This is a genomic window from Natrinema ejinorense, assembly GCF_002494345.1.
Taxonomy (GTDB): domain Archaea; phylum Halobacteriota; class Halobacteria; order Halobacteriales; family Natrialbaceae; genus Natrinema; species Natrinema longum.
In genome coordinates, this window is the sequence record NZ_NXNI01000001.1 from 3,027,349 (window position 1) to 3,042,284 (window position 14,936).

General features: G+C 66.7%; 15 protein-coding genes. 6 read left to right on the forward strand and 9 right to left on the reverse strand.

What is annotated here, in order from left to right; translation table 11 throughout:
- Positions 1-123: 123 nt before the first annotated feature.
- From nrfD to CP557_RS15080, 6 genes are all read right to left on the reverse strand, one after another.
- On the reverse strand, positions 124-1,440 hold the full coding sequence (gene nrfD, locus CP557_RS15055; protein WP_097380657.1) for an NrfD/PsrC family molybdoenzyme membrane anchor subunit: 1,317 nt from the start codon (positions 1,438-1,440) through the stop codon (positions 124-126).
- 86 nt (positions 1,441-1,526) lie between these two features.
- Positions 1,527-2,009 (reverse strand): GNAT family N-acetyltransferase, encoded by a 483-nt coding sequence (locus CP557_RS15060; protein WP_097380658.1) that lies wholly within the window; start codon positions 2,007-2,009, stop codon positions 1,527-1,529.
- A gap of 183 nt (positions 2,010-2,192) precedes the next feature.
- Positions 2,193-2,669, reverse strand: a complete 477-nt coding sequence (locus CP557_RS15065) for a GNAT family N-acetyltransferase (protein ID WP_097380659.1) — start codon at positions 2,667-2,669, stop codon at positions 2,193-2,195.
- Between the two features lie 120 nt (positions 2,670-2,789).
- Complete coding sequence (locus CP557_RS15070; protein ID WP_097380660.1) at positions 2,790-3,089, reverse strand: SUI1 family translation initiation factor; 300 nt, start codon at positions 3,087-3,089, stop codon at positions 2,790-2,792.
- Between the two features lie 87 nt (positions 3,090-3,176).
- Positions 3,177-4,934: an excinuclease ABC subunit C gene (locus CP557_RS15075; protein ID WP_097380661.1), complete on the reverse strand. Its 1,758-nt coding sequence runs from the start codon at positions 4,932-4,934 to the stop codon at positions 3,177-3,179.
- A gap of 26 nt (positions 4,935-4,960) precedes the next feature.
- A complete protein-coding gene (locus tag CP557_RS15080; RefSeq protein WP_097380662.1) occupies positions 4,961-5,650 on the reverse strand; it encodes a hypothetical protein in 690 nt (229 codons plus the stop codon).
- 117 nt (positions 5,651-5,767) lie between these two features.
- Between CP557_RS15080 and CP557_RS15085 the strand changes: the two genes are divergently transcribed.
- From CP557_RS15085 to CP557_RS15100, 4 genes are all read left to right on the forward strand, one after another.
- Positions 5,768-6,037, forward strand: a complete 270-nt coding sequence (locus CP557_RS15085) for a hypothetical protein (RefSeq protein WP_097381667.1) — start codon at positions 5,768-5,770, stop codon at positions 6,035-6,037.
- Positions 6,038-6,170: 133 nt separating this feature from the next.
- Entirely contained in the window at positions 6,171-7,097 is a 927-nt protein-coding gene (locus CP557_RS15090; RefSeq protein WP_097380663.1) for an ABC transporter ATP-binding protein, read from the forward strand.
- Positions 7,094-8,047, forward strand: a complete 954-nt coding sequence (locus CP557_RS15095) for an ABC transporter permease (protein ID WP_097380664.1) — start codon at positions 7,094-7,096, stop codon at positions 8,045-8,047. Before CP557_RS15090 ends, CP557_RS15095 begins: the two co-directional genes overlap by 4 nt.
- 248 nt (positions 8,048-8,295) lie before the next feature.
- The gene (locus CP557_RS15100) at positions 8,296-9,291 is read left to right on the forward strand and encodes an ArsA family ATPase (RefSeq protein WP_097380665.1); all 996 of its coding nucleotides are present in this window, start codon (positions 8,296-8,298) and stop codon (positions 9,289-9,291) included.
- A gap of 9 nt (positions 9,292-9,300) precedes the next feature.
- Here CP557_RS15100 and CP557_RS15105 read toward each other — a convergent pair whose 3' ends face one another.
- The 3 genes from CP557_RS15105 to CP557_RS15115 are packed head-to-tail and all read right to left on the reverse strand — an operon-like array spanning position 9,301 to position 13,722.
- Positions 9,301-10,461, reverse strand: a complete 1,161-nt coding sequence (locus CP557_RS15105; RefSeq protein WP_097380666.1) for a nicotinate phosphoribosyltransferase — start codon at positions 10,459-10,461, stop codon at positions 9,301-9,303.
- Between the two features lie 30 nt (positions 10,462-10,491).
- A complete protein-coding gene (locus CP557_RS15110) occupies positions 10,492-11,964 on the reverse strand; it encodes an Hvo_1808 family surface protein (protein ID WP_097380667.1) in 1,473 nt (490 codons plus the stop codon).
- Between the two features lie 54 nt (positions 11,965-12,018).
- Positions 12,019-13,722 carry an Hvo_1808 family surface protein gene (locus CP557_RS15115; protein WP_097380668.1) on the reverse strand — a complete coding sequence of 568 codons (1,704 nt, stop codon included), beginning with the start codon at positions 13,720-13,722 and terminating at the stop codon, positions 12,019-12,021.
- A 209-nt stretch (positions 13,723-13,931) separates the two neighbouring features.
- Here CP557_RS15115 and CP557_RS15120 point away from each other — a divergent pair, with 209 nt between their 5' ends.
- Together CP557_RS15120 and CP557_RS22645 are read left to right on the forward strand one after the other, a co-directional pair.
- Complete coding sequence (locus CP557_RS15120; protein WP_097380669.1) at positions 13,932-14,504, forward strand: cysteine hydrolase family protein; 573 nt, start codon at positions 13,932-13,934, stop codon at positions 14,502-14,504.
- Positions 14,505-14,634: 130 nt separating this feature from the next.
- Entirely contained in the window at positions 14,635-14,799 is a 165-nt protein-coding gene (locus CP557_RS22645; protein ID WP_169924393.1) for a hypothetical protein, read from the forward strand.
- The last annotated feature ends 137 nt before the right edge of the window (positions 14,800-14,936 follow it).

Here is a 14,936-nt window from a genome sequence, read left to right on the forward strand (position 1 = left end):
GTCGGGATGTATATATCTGCTGGTGGCTGCAATCCTTATGGGTGACCCATCGAATCCGACACGGGAACCCGCTCTCGAGGCTGGTACCGTCGATCGCTCGAGAGACCGGGAGGCCGCCGGTCGCTACTCGTGATCGTCACGCAGGTGTTCGATGGCGTGGAGTTCGACGACGGGGAAGATCTTGGCGACGGTGAGGAAGAACAGCGCGACCATACCGATCGTTCCCGTGATCGACGCGAGCTCGATCAGACTCGGCACGTAGACACCCGGCACGGCCTCGTAGATGTCGAACGTCGGGTGCAGGAACCCCTCGACGACGAACAGCACTTTCTCGAGGATCGTCGCGGTGAGCACCGCGAGTCCGGAGACGACGGCCCGGCGCTTGGTGAACAGCGTCGGACGGAGCGTCTGGGCGAAGATGTACGTCAGCGTCAGGAAGACCAGCGACATAGAGGTGAGATAGATGGGGTTGGTAGCCCTGGCCAGGGCGGCGACGGTCAGGTCGACGGGGGCCTGGAACAGGCCGGTGATGTTCTGCTGGAGTTGGAGCCACAGGAAGAGCAGACAGAAGAACCCGAGCCACAGGAGGAGTCCGCGGAAGATGTCGTCCGTAATGATGTGGTCCCAGTCGTAGGCACGTCGGAACGAGAACGCGAGAATGATGACGCCGCTGATGGCCGACGTCAGTGCGATGGTGAGGAACTGCGGGCCCTGGACGGCACCGAACCAGGTCGGCATCGTCGGAATCACCGCGAACAGCCACGGAATGACCCCTCCGTGGAGCAAGAGCGGTGCCATGATAATGATCGCGAGCGCGAGCCACCAGACCATGCGCTCGACGACTGCGTCTTCGCGCTCGGTGTAGCCGATCGTGATGAGCCCATAAATCGGGTCGAGCCTGTCGGGCAACTGATCGCGCAGCCGGCTCACGTCGTAGCGCAGCGTCAGCCCGAGATAGGTCGCCGTCAACACGAAGTAGGCCGTGATGACGGTCACGTCCCACACGAGCGGCGAGGCGTGGATCGTGATGTGGTAGTGACCGACGACGCTGGTAACCATCCGGTCGGGCCGGCCGAGGTGGACGATAATGTAAAACCCTGCCGCCGAGAGGCCGCTGATGGTCAGCAACTCGGCGAGTCGCGCGACCGGCATGTACCGGTCCATGCCGAGCAGGCGGACGGCGGCCGAGAGGATGATCCCACCGTGTGCGATCCCGACCCACCAGATGAACGCGCCGATGTAGATTCCCCACGTGACGCCACCGCCGCTCCCCCAGTCGCCCAGCGCGGTGACGATCAACCCCTCGTTCAGTTGGTAGGCCCAGCCGATCAGGAAGGCGACGAACGCCAGCCCTGCGACGGCGACCAGCGCGAAGTACGTTAACGAGACCGTTCCGATCGGCCGCAAAATGTCGGCCTCGGTCGGCCGTTTTGTCGACATCGTACTACGGAGAACCTCATCGGCGGCCCACTTGCGTCCGTGCTATGAATGTGCAAGGGACGGGTCGGTCGAGCGTCGACAGGGAGTCACAACTCGAGCGTGTAGACCACTTCCCGCCGTTGCTCGCCGCCGATCTCGACGTTGTCCTCGTCGGTGGGTTCGAACCCGTGATCCTCGTAGAACTTCCGGCCACCCTCGTTCGATGCGAGGTCGATCGCGCGCATCCGTTCCATGTTGAAGTCCCGCAAGTCCTCGCGGAGCCGTTCGTACAGCGCCGTGCCGATTCCCTCGCCCTGGTGGTCGGGGTGGACGGACATGCGGAGGACGTCGCCTTCGTCCTCGGTGACGACGCCGTGAGTGAAGCCGACGATCTCTCCCCCTCGTTCCGCGACGAGGAAGGCAGTCCCCGGCTTCGACAGCGCCGTCTCGAGGGCCTCGTCGCCGTACCACTCGTCGATGGTTTCGTCGATCGTGTCGGCCTCGAGTTCGTCGTAGGTCGCGTGCCAGGTCTCGCGGGCGACGGCCCTGATTCGGTCGCGGTCCTCGCGGGTCGCTGGTCTGATCTCCATACGCAACGGTACGACAGGGAGTAACAAAGTGGTTACACCGTCTCAGTTAGGCTCGTACGGTCCGCTGTAGGATGTATCGGCCCAGTCCCGAACCGCCGTGGGGTTGCGCCGTCACTGACTGACAGGAGTCCGTGTCAGTCACCGATCTACGAGCCGACCCGTCGGCCGGGCGTGGAAGGGGTGCTACAACTCGAGCGTGTAGACCGCTTCGTCGTAGTACTCCCCGTCGATCTCGACCTCGCCGGTGTCGGTCTGTTCGAAGCCCAGCCCCTCGTAGAACGCGCGACTGGTGTCGTTGAACGCGAAGTCGATCGACCGGACCCGCTCGACGTCGTGGGACTCGATCTCCTCGATCAGCCGCTCGTGGAGTTGCGACCCGATCCCCTCGCCCTGACGGTCCGGGCGGACGTACATCCGGAGGATATCGGCCTTATCACCCTGTGCGACCGCGTGCGTAAAGCCGACGAGTTCCCCGTCTTCTTCGGCGACGAGGACGACCGTGCCGGGGGCCTCGAGGGGCATCGAGTCGTCGGTGTACCACTCGTCGACGGTCTGGTCGATCATGTCGGCCTCGAGTTCGTCGTACGTGTCGTGCCAGGTGGCGCGAGCGACGGCGGTGATCGCCTCGAAGTCCTCGGGTGTCGCGGATCGAACGTTCATACCTCATCATTGAACGTGGGACATAAATAACACGCTGACACGAGACGCTCGCTCCGAGCGGAGACGACGCGGTCGACACGGAGTGTGTCGGGACGCCGAACTGTCCCCCCAACGGTGGAATTACTCCTGCACGTCGAACCCCCGGTCCCGGAGCAGGTCCGGAACGCGGTCCCGATGGTCGCCCTGGAGTTCGATGCGACCGTCGTCGACCGTTCCGCCCGTCCCGAGGGACCGCTTGAGGTCCGACGCGGTCGATTTGATCTCCGATGTGGTGAGGTCGAACCCCTCGATGATCGTCACCGGCTTGTCGTACCGTCTGCTCTCCGTCCGGAGCGACAGCACCTGCTGGGAGGTCTCGAGATCCCCCTGGCTGTCGAGTTCGTCGAGCAGGTCGTCGAGGTCGTCGTCGTTGTCTGCCATACAATCACATGGATTGGGAACGGGGATAGCCCTGTCCCTGCCTTCGCAACGGAGCCGAATCGGCAAGCGCCGACCCGGCTGGCACCCCTATAGCCGCGACTTGATCGTCTCGGCGGTTTTCTCGCCGATCCCCTCGACGCTCCGGAGGTCCTCGAGGCTCGCCTCGCGGACGTTCTCGACGCTCCCGAAGCGACCGAGCAGGCGTTTTCGGGTCTCGGGTCCGACCCCCTGGACGTCGTCAAGCACCGTTTTCACCTCGTCGCGGACGGTCTGGTGGTACTGGAGGGCAAAGCGGTGGGCCTCGTCGCGCACGCGCTGGAGGAGATGCAGATGCGGCGCGTCGCTCGGCCACGAAAACGTCCGGCGGGGCGTCACGACGCGCTCCTCGGCTTTCGCCAGCGCGACCGCCGGCACCTCCCAGCCGACCGTGGACAGCGCGTCGCGGGCCGCCTCGAGTTGACCCTCGCCGCCGTCGATCAGCAGGAGATCCGGATCCGGGCGATCGTCCCGCCCCTCGACGGCGCGGCTGGCGCGCCACTCGAGCAAGGCGCGCATGTTGTCGTAGTCGTCGTTCTGGTCGGTGAGTTTCTTCCGTCGATAGTCCGCCGTCTCGGCGCTGCCGTCGACGAAGGTGACGTTGCTCCCGACCGCGGCGTTTCCCTGGGCGTGGCTCACGTCGAACCCCTCGATCCGTCGGGCGGCGTCGATCTCGAGGGCGTCGGCGAGCATGCCACACTCGTCGTGTCGGCCCACGTTGCGCCGGGCGTTTTTCAACGCGAGTTCGACGAGTTTGGCCTCCCGGCCGGCACCCGGGACGCGGACCGAGACCCCCTCGGCCTCGAGCCAGGCGGCGACCTCCTCGTCGCCGTGGCGTTCGGGCAGGAGCAGAGCGTCGGGCAGTTCGCGCTCGGCGTAGTACTGGACGATGAACGCGGCGAGGACGGCGGGGACGGCCTCGGTCTCGACGGCGACGCCGCCCTCGGTAGCGCCGGGTGCCTCGAGCGTGTGCCGATCCCGGTCGACCAGTTTCCCGTTCTCCGCGCGCAGTCGGGCGACGGTCGCGTCCTCGCCCTCGATGGCGACGCCGAGGACGTCGACGCCCCGTTCGTCGCCGACCGACTGGACCGCCTCGCCGCCCTCGCCGTGGAAGGCCGCGACGGTCTCGAGGCGATCCCGCAGGTTCGCCGCGCGCTCGAAGTGTTTTTCCTGCGCCGCGGCTTCCATCTCCTGCCGTAACGGATCCGCGAGGATCCCCGTCTCGCCCTCGAGGAATCGCTCGACCGCGGTGACGTCCTCGCCGTAGCTCTCGAGGTCGATCTCGCGGGTACAGGGTGCGGTACACAGCCCCATCTCGTAGTCCAGACACGGCCGGTCGCGGCCCGCGTACTTGTGGTCCGAACAGCCCCGGACGCCGTACGTTTCCCGGAGCGCCTTGACGACGGTCTCGACGTGTCCCTTGCTCGTGTAGGGACCGAAGACGGTCGCGGACTCGTCGGGATCGCGGGTGATCTCGATCCGCGGGGCGTCGTGGGCCGTCAGCTGGACCATCGGATACGATTTGTCGTCCTTGAGCCGAACGTTGTAGCGGGGCTGGTGGCGCTTGATCAGGTTCGCCTCGAGCAACAGGGCCTGCGTCTCCGTGTCGGTGACGGCGATCTCGACGTCGTCGGCGCGGTCGACCATCCGGCGGATCCGAGCGCTGCGGGGGTCGGCGTAGGATCGCACCCGGTCCCGCAGGTCGACCGCCTTTCCGACGTAGAGGGTCGTCTCTCCCTCGCGGAACTGGTAGACCCCCGGCTCGCGGGGCAACGATCCGGCGCGCTCGCGAACCCCATCGGCGTTCATCGGCGGCCCTACGGAGGCAGGAGGTTTCAGCCTGACTCCTCGGCGTCGACCGCCGCGCCGGTCGCCCCGCTTTCCTCGCCGTCTCCGTTCGCCTCGAGCGCCGTCGATCCCGGTCGGATCGCACGCTCGAGGTCCTCGACCGCTCCGGCGTCGATGGCGGCGTCGCCGATGGGGACCTCGATGTCGGTGCCCCCGCTGACGCGAACGACGAGTCGTTTCGAGCGCGATCGGAGGACGGAGGTGACGAAGACGGAAGCTGCGACGAGGGCGACGATACCGAGGAGGAGAAGGCCACCCTCGAGCACCACGAGGGCCGTCTCGAGGGCTCCGAGGGCCGCCTCGACGACGCGCGTGAGCTGCGTCGCCCCCGGCATCGTCCGGCTCCCCTCGAGATCGACGGTCGGAACCGCCGTCGCGAAACTGCCAGCCCTCGTGAGTTCGAGCAGCCCGACGCCGACGACCGCGGCGACGGCCCCAAGACAGAGCCGTCGCAGTGGGGTATCCGTCTCGACGGAGACGGTCCCGACGTCGGGCCGATCGGCGTGGCGGAACTTCGGCTCCGCCGCGTCGGGCGTAAACGCCAGCACGCGCTGGTTCGTGACGACGAGCGTCGCGTCCTCGAGATCGGCGCGGTGGACGACGAACTCACCCTCGTGGCACAACTCCGCGACGTGGTCGGACCACTGATCGATGCGCTCGCTTCGGGTCTCGACCATCGTCACCGCTCCGACGCCATCGACCAAGTACGTCCGGGCTCGTTCAGGCCGGTAGGGGCTGCCTTCCAGTCGATGGGACTCGGTACATTCTCGGTGATCGACGCTGAACGCCCCGCCATGAGTGACTCGACGGTACAGTGCTGGCTCGTCGAACGGGAGGTCGGGGATCGGGACTTCGTCACGCTCGTCTACGCGACGCCCGATGGCTCGCGCTACCACCAACGCCAGCGGTCGTCGACGGCCCTGCGAACCGGGCCGACGGTGACTGCAGCCACCGAGATCCCTGCCGACGAGCTCGAGCCGGTTCCCGACGAGGAAACCCGCGAACGGTACGCCGAGGAGGTCGACCGGACCGCGGACCGATACGATCCGGACGACCCGATCTAGCCGCGAAAGGGACGACCGCCGACCCCGGAAACGAGGATCGTCGAGCGTCGACGCCTCTCCGTGGGGAAACCGATGCTTTCAGCCGAGTAGTGATGTCAAAAACCTTATCGGGCAACGCCGCAACCACACAGCCATGTCCGCTATCACAGTCGATAATCTGACCAAGTCGTTCGGTCAGACCCTCGCGCTCGATGACCTCTCGTTCCAGGTCGAAGAGGGCGAAGTGTTCGGCTTCCTCGGTCCCAACGGTGCCGGCAAATCGACGACGATCAACATCGTGCTGGACTTCGCCCGCCCGACGGCCGGCGAGGTGAGCGTCCTCGGGATGGACGCCCAACGCCACAGCCGGACGATCCGGCAGCGAACCGGCGTTCTCCCGGAGGGGGTCCAGCTGTACGGCCGCCTGACCGCCCGACAACACCTCGAGTTCGCCATCGACTCGAAGGGCGCAGACGACGACCCCGAAGCCTTGCTCGAGCGCGTCGGGCTGGTCGACGCCATCGACAAGAAAGCCGGCGGCTACTCGAAAGGGATGGCCCAGCGGCTCATGCTCGCGATGGCGCTGGTCGGCGAGCCCGATCTGCTCATCCTGGACGAGCCCTCCACCGGGCTCGACCCCAACGGGGCCCGCGAGATGCGCAAGATCGTCCAAGAAGAGAGCGAACGGGGTGCGACCGTCTTCTTCTCGAGTCACATCATGGAGCAAGTCGAGGCGGTCTGTGACCGCGTCGGCATTCTGCGCGACGGGCAGATGGTCGCCGTCGACTCCGTCGCGGGGCTCCGTGACTCCGTCGGGGGCGGCACGACCCTGCGTGTCACCGTCGACCGGATCGACGACGACACCCTGCAGGCGGTCCGATCGCTGCCCGACGTCGGCGGCGCGACCGTCGAGGACCAGCAGCCACCGACGCTCGTCGTCGACGTCGACGGCTCGAAGACGACCGTCCTCTCCACGCTCGAGGATCGGGGGATCGAAATCCAGGACTTCGCGACGACCGAAGCCTCCCTCGAGGACGTCTTCCAGTCGTACACGACGGATACGGAGGTGTACGCGCGATGAGTTCCGAAACCGGCACCCAGCCGGCGGCCCCAACTGGCTCGGCCTCGAGTTCGATCGATCTCGAGAGCGTCCGCACGATCGCGAAGAAGGACTTCCAGGACGCGGTTCGGTCGTGGTTGTTCTGGGGACTGAGCGTGTTCTTCTTCGCGCTGATGGCAGGCCTGGCGGGAATCCTCGCGTGGATCAGTCCGGACGGGTTTACGACGATCGATTTCATTAGCACGGTCAGTTCGGTGGCGAAACTCGTCATCCCGCTGATCGCGCTCATTCTCGGCTGGAAAGCGATCGCCGGCGAACGCGAGACCGGGAGCATCAAGGTCTTGCTGTCGCTGCCCCACTCGCGGCGGGACGTCATCCTCGGCAAGCTGCTCGGGCGGACAGCCGTGCTCTCGTTGTCACTGATCATCGGCCTCCTCATCGCCATGGTCGCGGTCGCCTTCGCCGTCACGGAGTTTTCCTTCCCCGCGTACATCGCCTTCCTCGTGTTGACGATCCTCTATGGGCTCGCGTACATGAGCATCGCCATCTCGCTTTCCTCGCTGACTCGCTCGACGACGATCGCCGGCGCGGCGATGTTCGGCGTCTTCGTCGTCTTCTATATCGTCTGGAACTCGATGCAGGCCGCACTGCGACTCCTGATGAATCGGGGATACATCGAGGGCGTCACCTACACCATGTCCGGTCCGGGCGGTGGACAACTCGAGTTCACTCGGCTGCCGAGTTGGGCCCAGTTCATCAACATGATCGACCCGGGGAACGCCTACCAGAACACGATCACGATCTTCAGCGAGATTTCGGGCGATCAGATCGGGACGACAGTGCGGGAAGTCGCCTACCCCAACGGAATCCCGTTCTTCCTGCAGGACTGGTTTTCGTTCATTATTCTGCTGTTCTGGATCGTCGTCCCGATCACGATCGCGCTCTTCTGGTTCGATCGCGTCGACATCTGATACGGCCGCCTGTCCGTCAGTGCCGGTGGGACCGGGACCGCCCTGCGGTCACCGGGAAATCGGGACAGCAAACCGTATGAGAGGGGCCGTCGTTCCGTGGGATCGGCGACCCATAACGGGTCCGGGGGTCGCCGACACTGCTTGCGGAAACCGGACGGGAGACTTCATCACGGTGGCTTTGCCTCCACAGCGGGCGTTCGCCTCCCCGCGGGGATCAGTTTACAGGGATCGCCGTCGTAGCCGCCAGTGTGACCGACTGCATCTTCTACGGCGGCAAAGGCGGCGTCGGGAAGACGACCTGCGCGGCGGCGACCGGACTCTCGCTGGCCGCCGCCGGCCGGACGACCCTCGTCGTCTCGACCGACCCGGCCCACTCGCTTTCCGATTCGTTCGAGGCGGAGATCGGCCCGGAACCGACCGAACTCGAGTCGCCCGCGGCGCTCGAGGGGGCCGGATCGATGGCGGACGAGTCGGAGCGGGCGGGGAGCCTGTGGGCCGTCGAGATCGACCCAGACGTCCAGAAAGAGCGCTACGAAAAACTGGCACGCGCGCTCGCGAAAGACCTCCGGCGTGCCGGCATCAGTCTCTCCGACGAGGAGGTCGAACGGCTCTTCGCGACGGGTGCGCCGGCGGGCAGCGACGAGATCGCGGCGCTCGATCTCCTGGTCGAGTACGTCGACTCGGGCGAGTGGGACACCGTCGTCTTCGACACCGCACCGACGGGTCACACCCTGCGGCTGTTCGACATGCCCGACGTGATGGGGCTGGCACTCGAGACGGCCCGGTCGCTTCGCGGGCAGGCAAAGCGGATCGGCAACGCCGCCCGGACGGCCGTCCTGGGGCCGATGTCGATGATGACCGGCGACAGCGACGACGAAGACGAGAGTCTAGAGGCGTTTCAGGCCCGACTCGAGCGCGCTCGGGAGGTGCTCGTCGATCCCGAACGGACCGAGTTTCGCGTGGTGCTCCTCCCGGAATCGATGGCGGTTTCGGAGACGGAACGGCTCGTCGACCGGCTTCGCGAGGGCGGCGTGCCCGTCGAGCGGCTGATCGTGAATCGCGTGCTCGAGGATCCCCACGAGGGGTGTCCGCGCTGTCGATCGCGACAGGAACGCCACGAGGAACAGCTCGCGACGATCCGAGCGACGTTTCCGGACCTCGAGGTCGTGACGCTGCCCGCCCTCGAGGGCGAGGTCCAGGGGAGAGAGTCGCTCGCGGCGGTCGCGAAGCGATTGCCGACCTGAACGACCGCGCTACGCCTCCGAATCGCCAAACTCCACGACCGCGGCGTCCTCGAGACACCGCTCGGTCGCGGTATCGAGGTCGAACTCCCGGACGATCTCCCCATCGCGGACCAGCGGCTCGAGCAGGGACTCGCCCTCGGCAGGGCCATCGCCGTCGGCGAGCGTGACGTGGTGTCCGCCCGCGGGGGTCCGATAGACATCCTTGACGCCGGAGAGTTTGCCCCGTTTGGAGATGGGCTCGCCCTCGATCTCGACGATATCGAGGCTGAAGTCCACGGCGTCGGCACCCGTGATGTGACTGCCGACGCCGAACCCGTCGGCGACGTCGGTCAGGGTTCGGATCGATTCGGGCTCGAGCCCGCCGCTACAGAAGATGTCGACGTCCTCGTGGCCGCGGGCGTCGAGCTCCCAGCGGACCTCGCGGACGATGTGTCGGAAATCGCCCCGTCGCGAACCGGTCGTGTCCAGTCGGACGCCGTCGAGGGCGTCGCCGAGCGTCTCGGCGGCCAACAGGCTCTCGCTTTTCTCGTCCCAGAAGGTGTCCGTCAGCGCGATCCGCGGGACGTCCTCGCCGACGGCCTCGTCGAACGCCGTCCAGGCGTCGGCCTGATTGCCCTCACCGAAACAGAACATGAGCGCGTGGGGCATCGTCCCGCCCGCCTCCCGGCCAAGCACCTCGCCGGCTGCGACGTGGGAGAACCCGTCGAGACCGGCGAGCAACGCTGCTCGCTCGACCGTCGTCGCGATCGAGGGATGGACGTGTCGCGCACCGAACGACAGGACGAGCGAGTCCGGGGCCGCCGATCTGGCCTCGAGTGCGGCCGTCGCGAACCCGCTTGGCTGTGAGCAAAAGCCAAGCAGCGAGGTCTCGAGTTCGGCGAACTCGAGGTAGGGGCCCTCGATCCGGCAGACGGGGCCGCCGTCGAACAGTTGGCCGTCGGGAAGGGCGTCGACATCGACGTTCCGGCCCTCGAACAACGTCGCGACGTCTTTCACGCCCGTGAAGACCTCGAAGCTCCCCGTCGGGAACTGGTCTGCCGTCACTTCGGCGACGACGTGGGGGTTCTTCGCCGCGTGCTCGAGCGTGGTCCGTGTGCGCTCGAAGTACGCGTCCGTTGCATCCCCCTCGAGAATCGCTGCAGGGGGAACGGTTCCGAACGGATTTGACATATCGTCGGTTTCCCGTGGGAGGCAAAAAAGCTACCCGTCTGCCGACGAACGCGACGCAGCCGGGCTGTCGGTCGGCAGCGTCGACACGGTCGCCGCCGGCTCGCGGACTGGGGCGGGCTCGAGCGACGGGCTCGGTGTCGTCGCGTGAACGTCGGCAAGTTCGTCGACGGTCGGCGCGCCGACGATTTCGACCGTGTCGCCGGCGACCGTGACGCGGTACGCGCCGGTGAAGGGCTCGCCGTCGGGGATCCGATAGACACCGTCGCCGGCGGATTCGACCGGCTCGGCCCCCTTGTTCGAGAGGAGTCGCCGGTAGGCATCGGCGAACGCCGTCGCATCCGCCGGGCGCTCCCAGGCGAGCCGCCAGACGTGTGCCGTCCGATTCGTCTCGTCTCCGTTTCGGTAGACCCGGAGGCTGTCGCCGGCCCACCCCTCGGTCGCGGGGGAGGAGTAGTTGTATCGTGAGCCGTCGGTGGCTCCCTCGGTGAGTGGCCGCTCGACCACGCCGTTGGCCCAGAGCGTCGCGAACAGGGTCGCTTCGCCGATCGTCTCCGTTCGGGGTTCGCCGTCGCCGTCAGCGACGCTCTCGGTGATCGGTCTCCAGTCGTCGCTCGAGCGGTCCGCGATGTCGACGGCGACCGGGTCGGCATCCGGATAACGCTCGGGGTGGAGAAGCTGGGCAGTACTCCGTGGTGGATCGGCGTGTGCACGATCGACGGCGGCCCAGCCGCCGCGTTCGAAGCGATCGGCGACGAACCCCGGTCCTTCGGCGTAGGGGGCGTAGATCGAGAGGAAGAGCCCGTCGTTGAACGGGCGCTGTGTGATCGCCTCGCCCGATGCCGTCGCTCCCTGGGTCGTGGGCAAACACTGCCACTCGGCCCCACAGCGGCGATCGTACTGCCGGGGAACGTAGGCTGCTTCCCCCTCGAGCAGGCCGTTTTCGGCGCGCAATCCGTCGATCGTCTCGCTCTCGCGAGCGATGCCGAAGTGTTGGTCCTGCAGGGCGTGTGTCAGTTCGTGGACCAGGGTCCGGCGATCGATGCTGATCTCGTCGGTCTCGTCGACGACGATGACGATCCGGTCGTTCACGTAGTAGCCCTGTACGGAATCGCCGTAGAGGTCGTCGAACGCCCGATTGACGTCGGTGTCGCCGTCGACGAGGAACGCGGCCCGCCAGACCTCGTTGCTGAACGCCGACGCGTTCTCCGTCCCGCTGGTCCGCCGGTCGCGGTACTCGCTCCGGGTCGTGACCTCGAGTTCGACGTCGCGTTCGTACTTCAGTCCGCGAACCACCTCGATCCGAGCCATCGATCGATACATCACTGCCTCGAGTTGCTCCGCGGAGAGGTCGCCGCTCGTGTCGAACGCGAAAACGTCGTCGTGGGCGTACTCGCCGACGTACCCGAGTTCGCGGTCGGTGTCGAAGCCGTCGGGATTGCCGGGAAGGGCACAGCCCGAACAGACGACGAGTGCGACGACGACGAACAGCCTCGCTCGGCCCATTGAATCACTGTTCGGCGAGACGGTCAAATGTACATCGGTCGGAGCCGTCGCCGTTCAGTCCCGATCGCTACCGATCCGACCCCGGGCGAGACGCGTCCCCGCGCCGAGTACCACGACCGCAATCGCGCCTACAGCCGCCGTGAGGCCGAAGCCGGGGACGCTGTCGCTCCCCTCGACGATCTCGAGGGTGTCCTCACCGTCGGGTGCAGCACCCGCTTCCACGTTCGGGAGTTCCTCGACCGACGGCGCACGGACGATCGTCAGGATCCGGTTGGTTCGATCGAGATAGTACGCGCCGGCGTAGCCGCCGTCGTCGATCACGTAGGTGTCCTGGCGGCCCTCGACGGACTCCGCACCGTGGCTTTCGAGCAGTCGCAGATAGCCGTTAACGAACTGCTGGGTGTCCGTCCCCGACTGCCACTGGGTTCGCCAGACGTAGCCGGCGTGGCCGGCCGCTTCGGCCGGGTCGCTCTCGGCCTCGGCCTCGTCGTTCGTATAAATGACCAGCCGATCGCCGCTCCATCCGTTGGTGTAGGAGTGGTTGTAGTTGTACCCCTCGTCGTCGAGGAGTTCGTTGGTTCCGATCACCGACGACCCGCCGTCGAGCGCGCCGGCGGCGAACATCGCGACCATGCCCGCCTCGCCGACGGTATCGTTGGCGACCACGCCGTCGACGCGGAGCTGTCGCCAGTCCTCGCTCGAGCGATCCGGAACCGAGATGTTGACCGGGTCGCGCTCGGTGCCGGGATGGATCACGGCCGAGGTGGTCGTCGGCGGATCGTCGTAGGCCGCGTTGACCGCGGACCAGTCCTCACCTTGCTGGCGCAGGTAGTTGACGTAGTGGGGGCCGTCGCTGTAGGGCTGGTAAACGGTGAAGTAGATCCCCCAGTTGATGTCGAGGGATCGGTCGGGGTTCCCTTCTGGGGAGCTGAGACAGCTCCACTCGTACCCACAGCGGGTCTCGTACTCGCGTTCGACCCGGCTGGCATCGCCCTCGACCAGCCCGTTTTTCGCGAGTTCGCGGTCCTGTGTCCGTCCCCCGAGGGCGGACAGATCGAACCGCTGGTCCTGGAGGGCGTGGACGAGCTCGTGGCCGAGCGTGAGTTCGTCGAGCTCCGGCGTCTCGGGGTTCTCCGAGACGATGACGATCTCGTCCGTCTCGGGGTCGTAGTAGCCGGCGACGGCACCGCCGTAGACCGTCTGGGTCGCGTCGACGGCCTCCGTCTCTCGATCGACCATGAACAGCGCCTCGTAGGCGACGTTTTGCTCGAGGCGGTTGGCCGACGAAACGTTCACGAAGCGGCCGTCGTTGGTCTCCCGGTACTCCGCTCGGGAGACGACCTCGACGTCGACCTCCTCCTCGAACGTCATGTTTCGGATCCGTTCGACGCGGGCCATGGCACGGTAGACGACGGGATCGAGCGCGTCCTCGTCGACGACGGCGTCGGACTGCTCGTCGACGGGGAGTTCGTCGTCGTACCAGTAGCCCTCGACGTAGCCGATCGTGTCCTCGGTCGTCGGATCCGCAGGACGGCTGTCCTGGGACGCCGCCGTACGCCGAGCGGCGGTCGACTCGAGGGAGGGGTCGGGGGCCGAATCGGGAGTCTGAACGGCGGTCGAATCTGGGGTCGGAGCGGCGGTCGCGTTCGTGGCCGGGCTCGCTGCCAGCACCGGGCCGGCGAGCCCACCGGTCACCAGCACCGCAGTGAGTGCGACCACGAGGAGGGAAACGGACGGGCGGGTACGCGTCGATCTCATGTCGGGTGACTAGCTATCCGTTGGAACGGCCGTGCAAAAAGGGCGGCGGTTACACCGCCCGAGACCGACCGCCGTCGGCCGCGACCACGCGTGGATCGGCGGCCCGCTCCGCCTGCCGTCGACCGCGTTGCCGCCCCGGTCTGGGATTCGATGACACTCCGCACGCGGCGCGAACGTTTTTACCGGCCCGTCCGTACGACCACGTAGCCATGCGTCTCGAGCCAGCGAACACGGCAGTGGTGGTCGTCGACATGCAAAACGGGTTCTGTCATCCCGACGGCTCGCTGTACGCGCCGGGCAGCGAGGCGGTCATCGAACCGATCGCAGCGCTGGTCGACCGCGCCCGCGACGCCGGTGTGTACCTGCTTTTCACCCGCGACGTCCACCCACCGGAACAGTTCGACGACGCCCACTACTACGACGAGTTCGAGCAGTGGGGCGAGCACGTCCTCGAGGGGTCCTGGGAAGCCGAAATCGTCGCGGAACTCCCCGTCGAGGCCGCCGACAACGTCGTCGAGAAACACACCTACGACGCCTTTCACGACACGGAACTCGAGGGGTGGCTGAACGCCCGCGGGATCGACGACCTGGTGATCTGTGGCACCCTCGCGAACGTCTGCGTGCTCCACACCGGCGGGAGCGCGGGGCTGCGGGACTTTCGACCGATCATGGTCGAGGACTGCATCGGCGCGATCGAGGACGAGCACCACGAGTACGCCCTCGAACACGCCGCGTGGCTGTTCGGCGAAGTCGAACCGAGCGCGGAGATCGAGTTCGCGTAACCGACCGGCGACGCGCCACACCGGCGATTTTTCACGGCCTCGGTCCAACACTGGATATGACCGCGATCCGACCGCGCCTCGCGACGGCACACTGCTCGCGTCTCGAGCGGACGAGCGACGGTGAGAGCGAATGAACCGACAGCGGTTGCGCCCGGTCTATCTGGTGGGCATCGCACTGAACGCGGTGGCGTTCGCGTACGCGGTCACGAGCGGGACGTGGCTGTACGCCGGCGCGTTCGCGTTCGTGGCGGTGTATCTCGTGGTGCGGCTGCGGATGCTGTCCGTCGATCGCTGAGAGACGAGCGCGCGACGCCACAGTCGGCCTCGAGTGAGGGGCTTTTCCGATCGTCAGTCGAACGAGCGGATATGAACGGAGCACAACCGGGGACCGCCGAGTCGATCTGTCGGGCGCGACTCGGGTCGAGAACGGAG

Bases quoted from the DNA above. Each gene is read 5' to 3' on its own strand.
- nrfD (WP_097380657.1), bottom strand. From the start codon at position 1,440: ATGTCGACAAAACGGCCGACCGAGGCCGACATTTTGCGGCCGATCGGA.
- CP557_RS15060 (WP_097380658.1), bottom strand. From the start codon at position 2,009: ATGGAGATCAGACCAGCGACCCGCGAGGACCGCGACCGAATCAGGGCC.
- CP557_RS15065 (WP_097380659.1), bottom strand. From the start codon at position 2,669: ATGAACGTTCGATCCGCGACACCCGAGGACTTCGAGGCGATCACCGCC.
- CP557_RS15070 (WP_097380660.1), bottom strand. From the start codon at position 3,089: ATGGCAGACAACGACGACGACCTCGACGACCTGCTCGACGAACTCGAC.
- CP557_RS15075 (WP_097380661.1), bottom strand. From the start codon at position 4,934: ATGAACGCCGATGGGGTTCGCGAGCGCGCCGGATCGTTGCCCCGCGAG.
- CP557_RS15080 (WP_097380662.1), bottom strand. From the start codon at position 5,650: ATGGTCGAGACCCGAAGCGAGCGCATCGATCAGTGGTCCGACCACGTC.
- CP557_RS15085 (WP_097381667.1), top strand. From the start codon at position 5,768: ATGAGTGACTCGACGGTACAGTGCTGGCTCGTCGAACGGGAGGTCGGG.
- CP557_RS15090 (WP_097380663.1), top strand. From the start codon at position 6,171: ATGTCCGCTATCACAGTCGATAATCTGACCAAGTCGTTCGGTCAGACC.
- CP557_RS15095 (WP_097380664.1), top strand. From the start codon at position 7,094: ATGAGTTCCGAAACCGGCACCCAGCCGGCGGCCCCAACTGGCTCGGCC.
- CP557_RS15105 (WP_097380666.1), bottom strand. From the start codon at position 10,461: ATGTCAAATCCGTTCGGAACCGTTCCCCCTGCAGCGATTCTCGAGGGG.
- CP557_RS15110 (WP_097380667.1), bottom strand. From the start codon at position 11,964: ATGGGCCGAGCGAGGCTGTTCGTCGTCGTCGCACTCGTCGTCTGTTCG.
- CP557_RS15115 (WP_097380668.1), bottom strand. From the start codon at position 13,722: ATGAGATCGACGCGTACCCGCCCGTCCGTTTCCCTCCTCGTGGTCGCA.
- CP557_RS15120 (WP_097380669.1), top strand. From the start codon at position 13,932: ATGCGTCTCGAGCCAGCGAACACGGCAGTGGTGGTCGTCGACATGCAA.
- CP557_RS22645 (WP_169924393.1), top strand. From the start codon at position 14,635: ATGAACCGACAGCGGTTGCGCCCGGTCTATCTGGTGGGCATCGCACTG.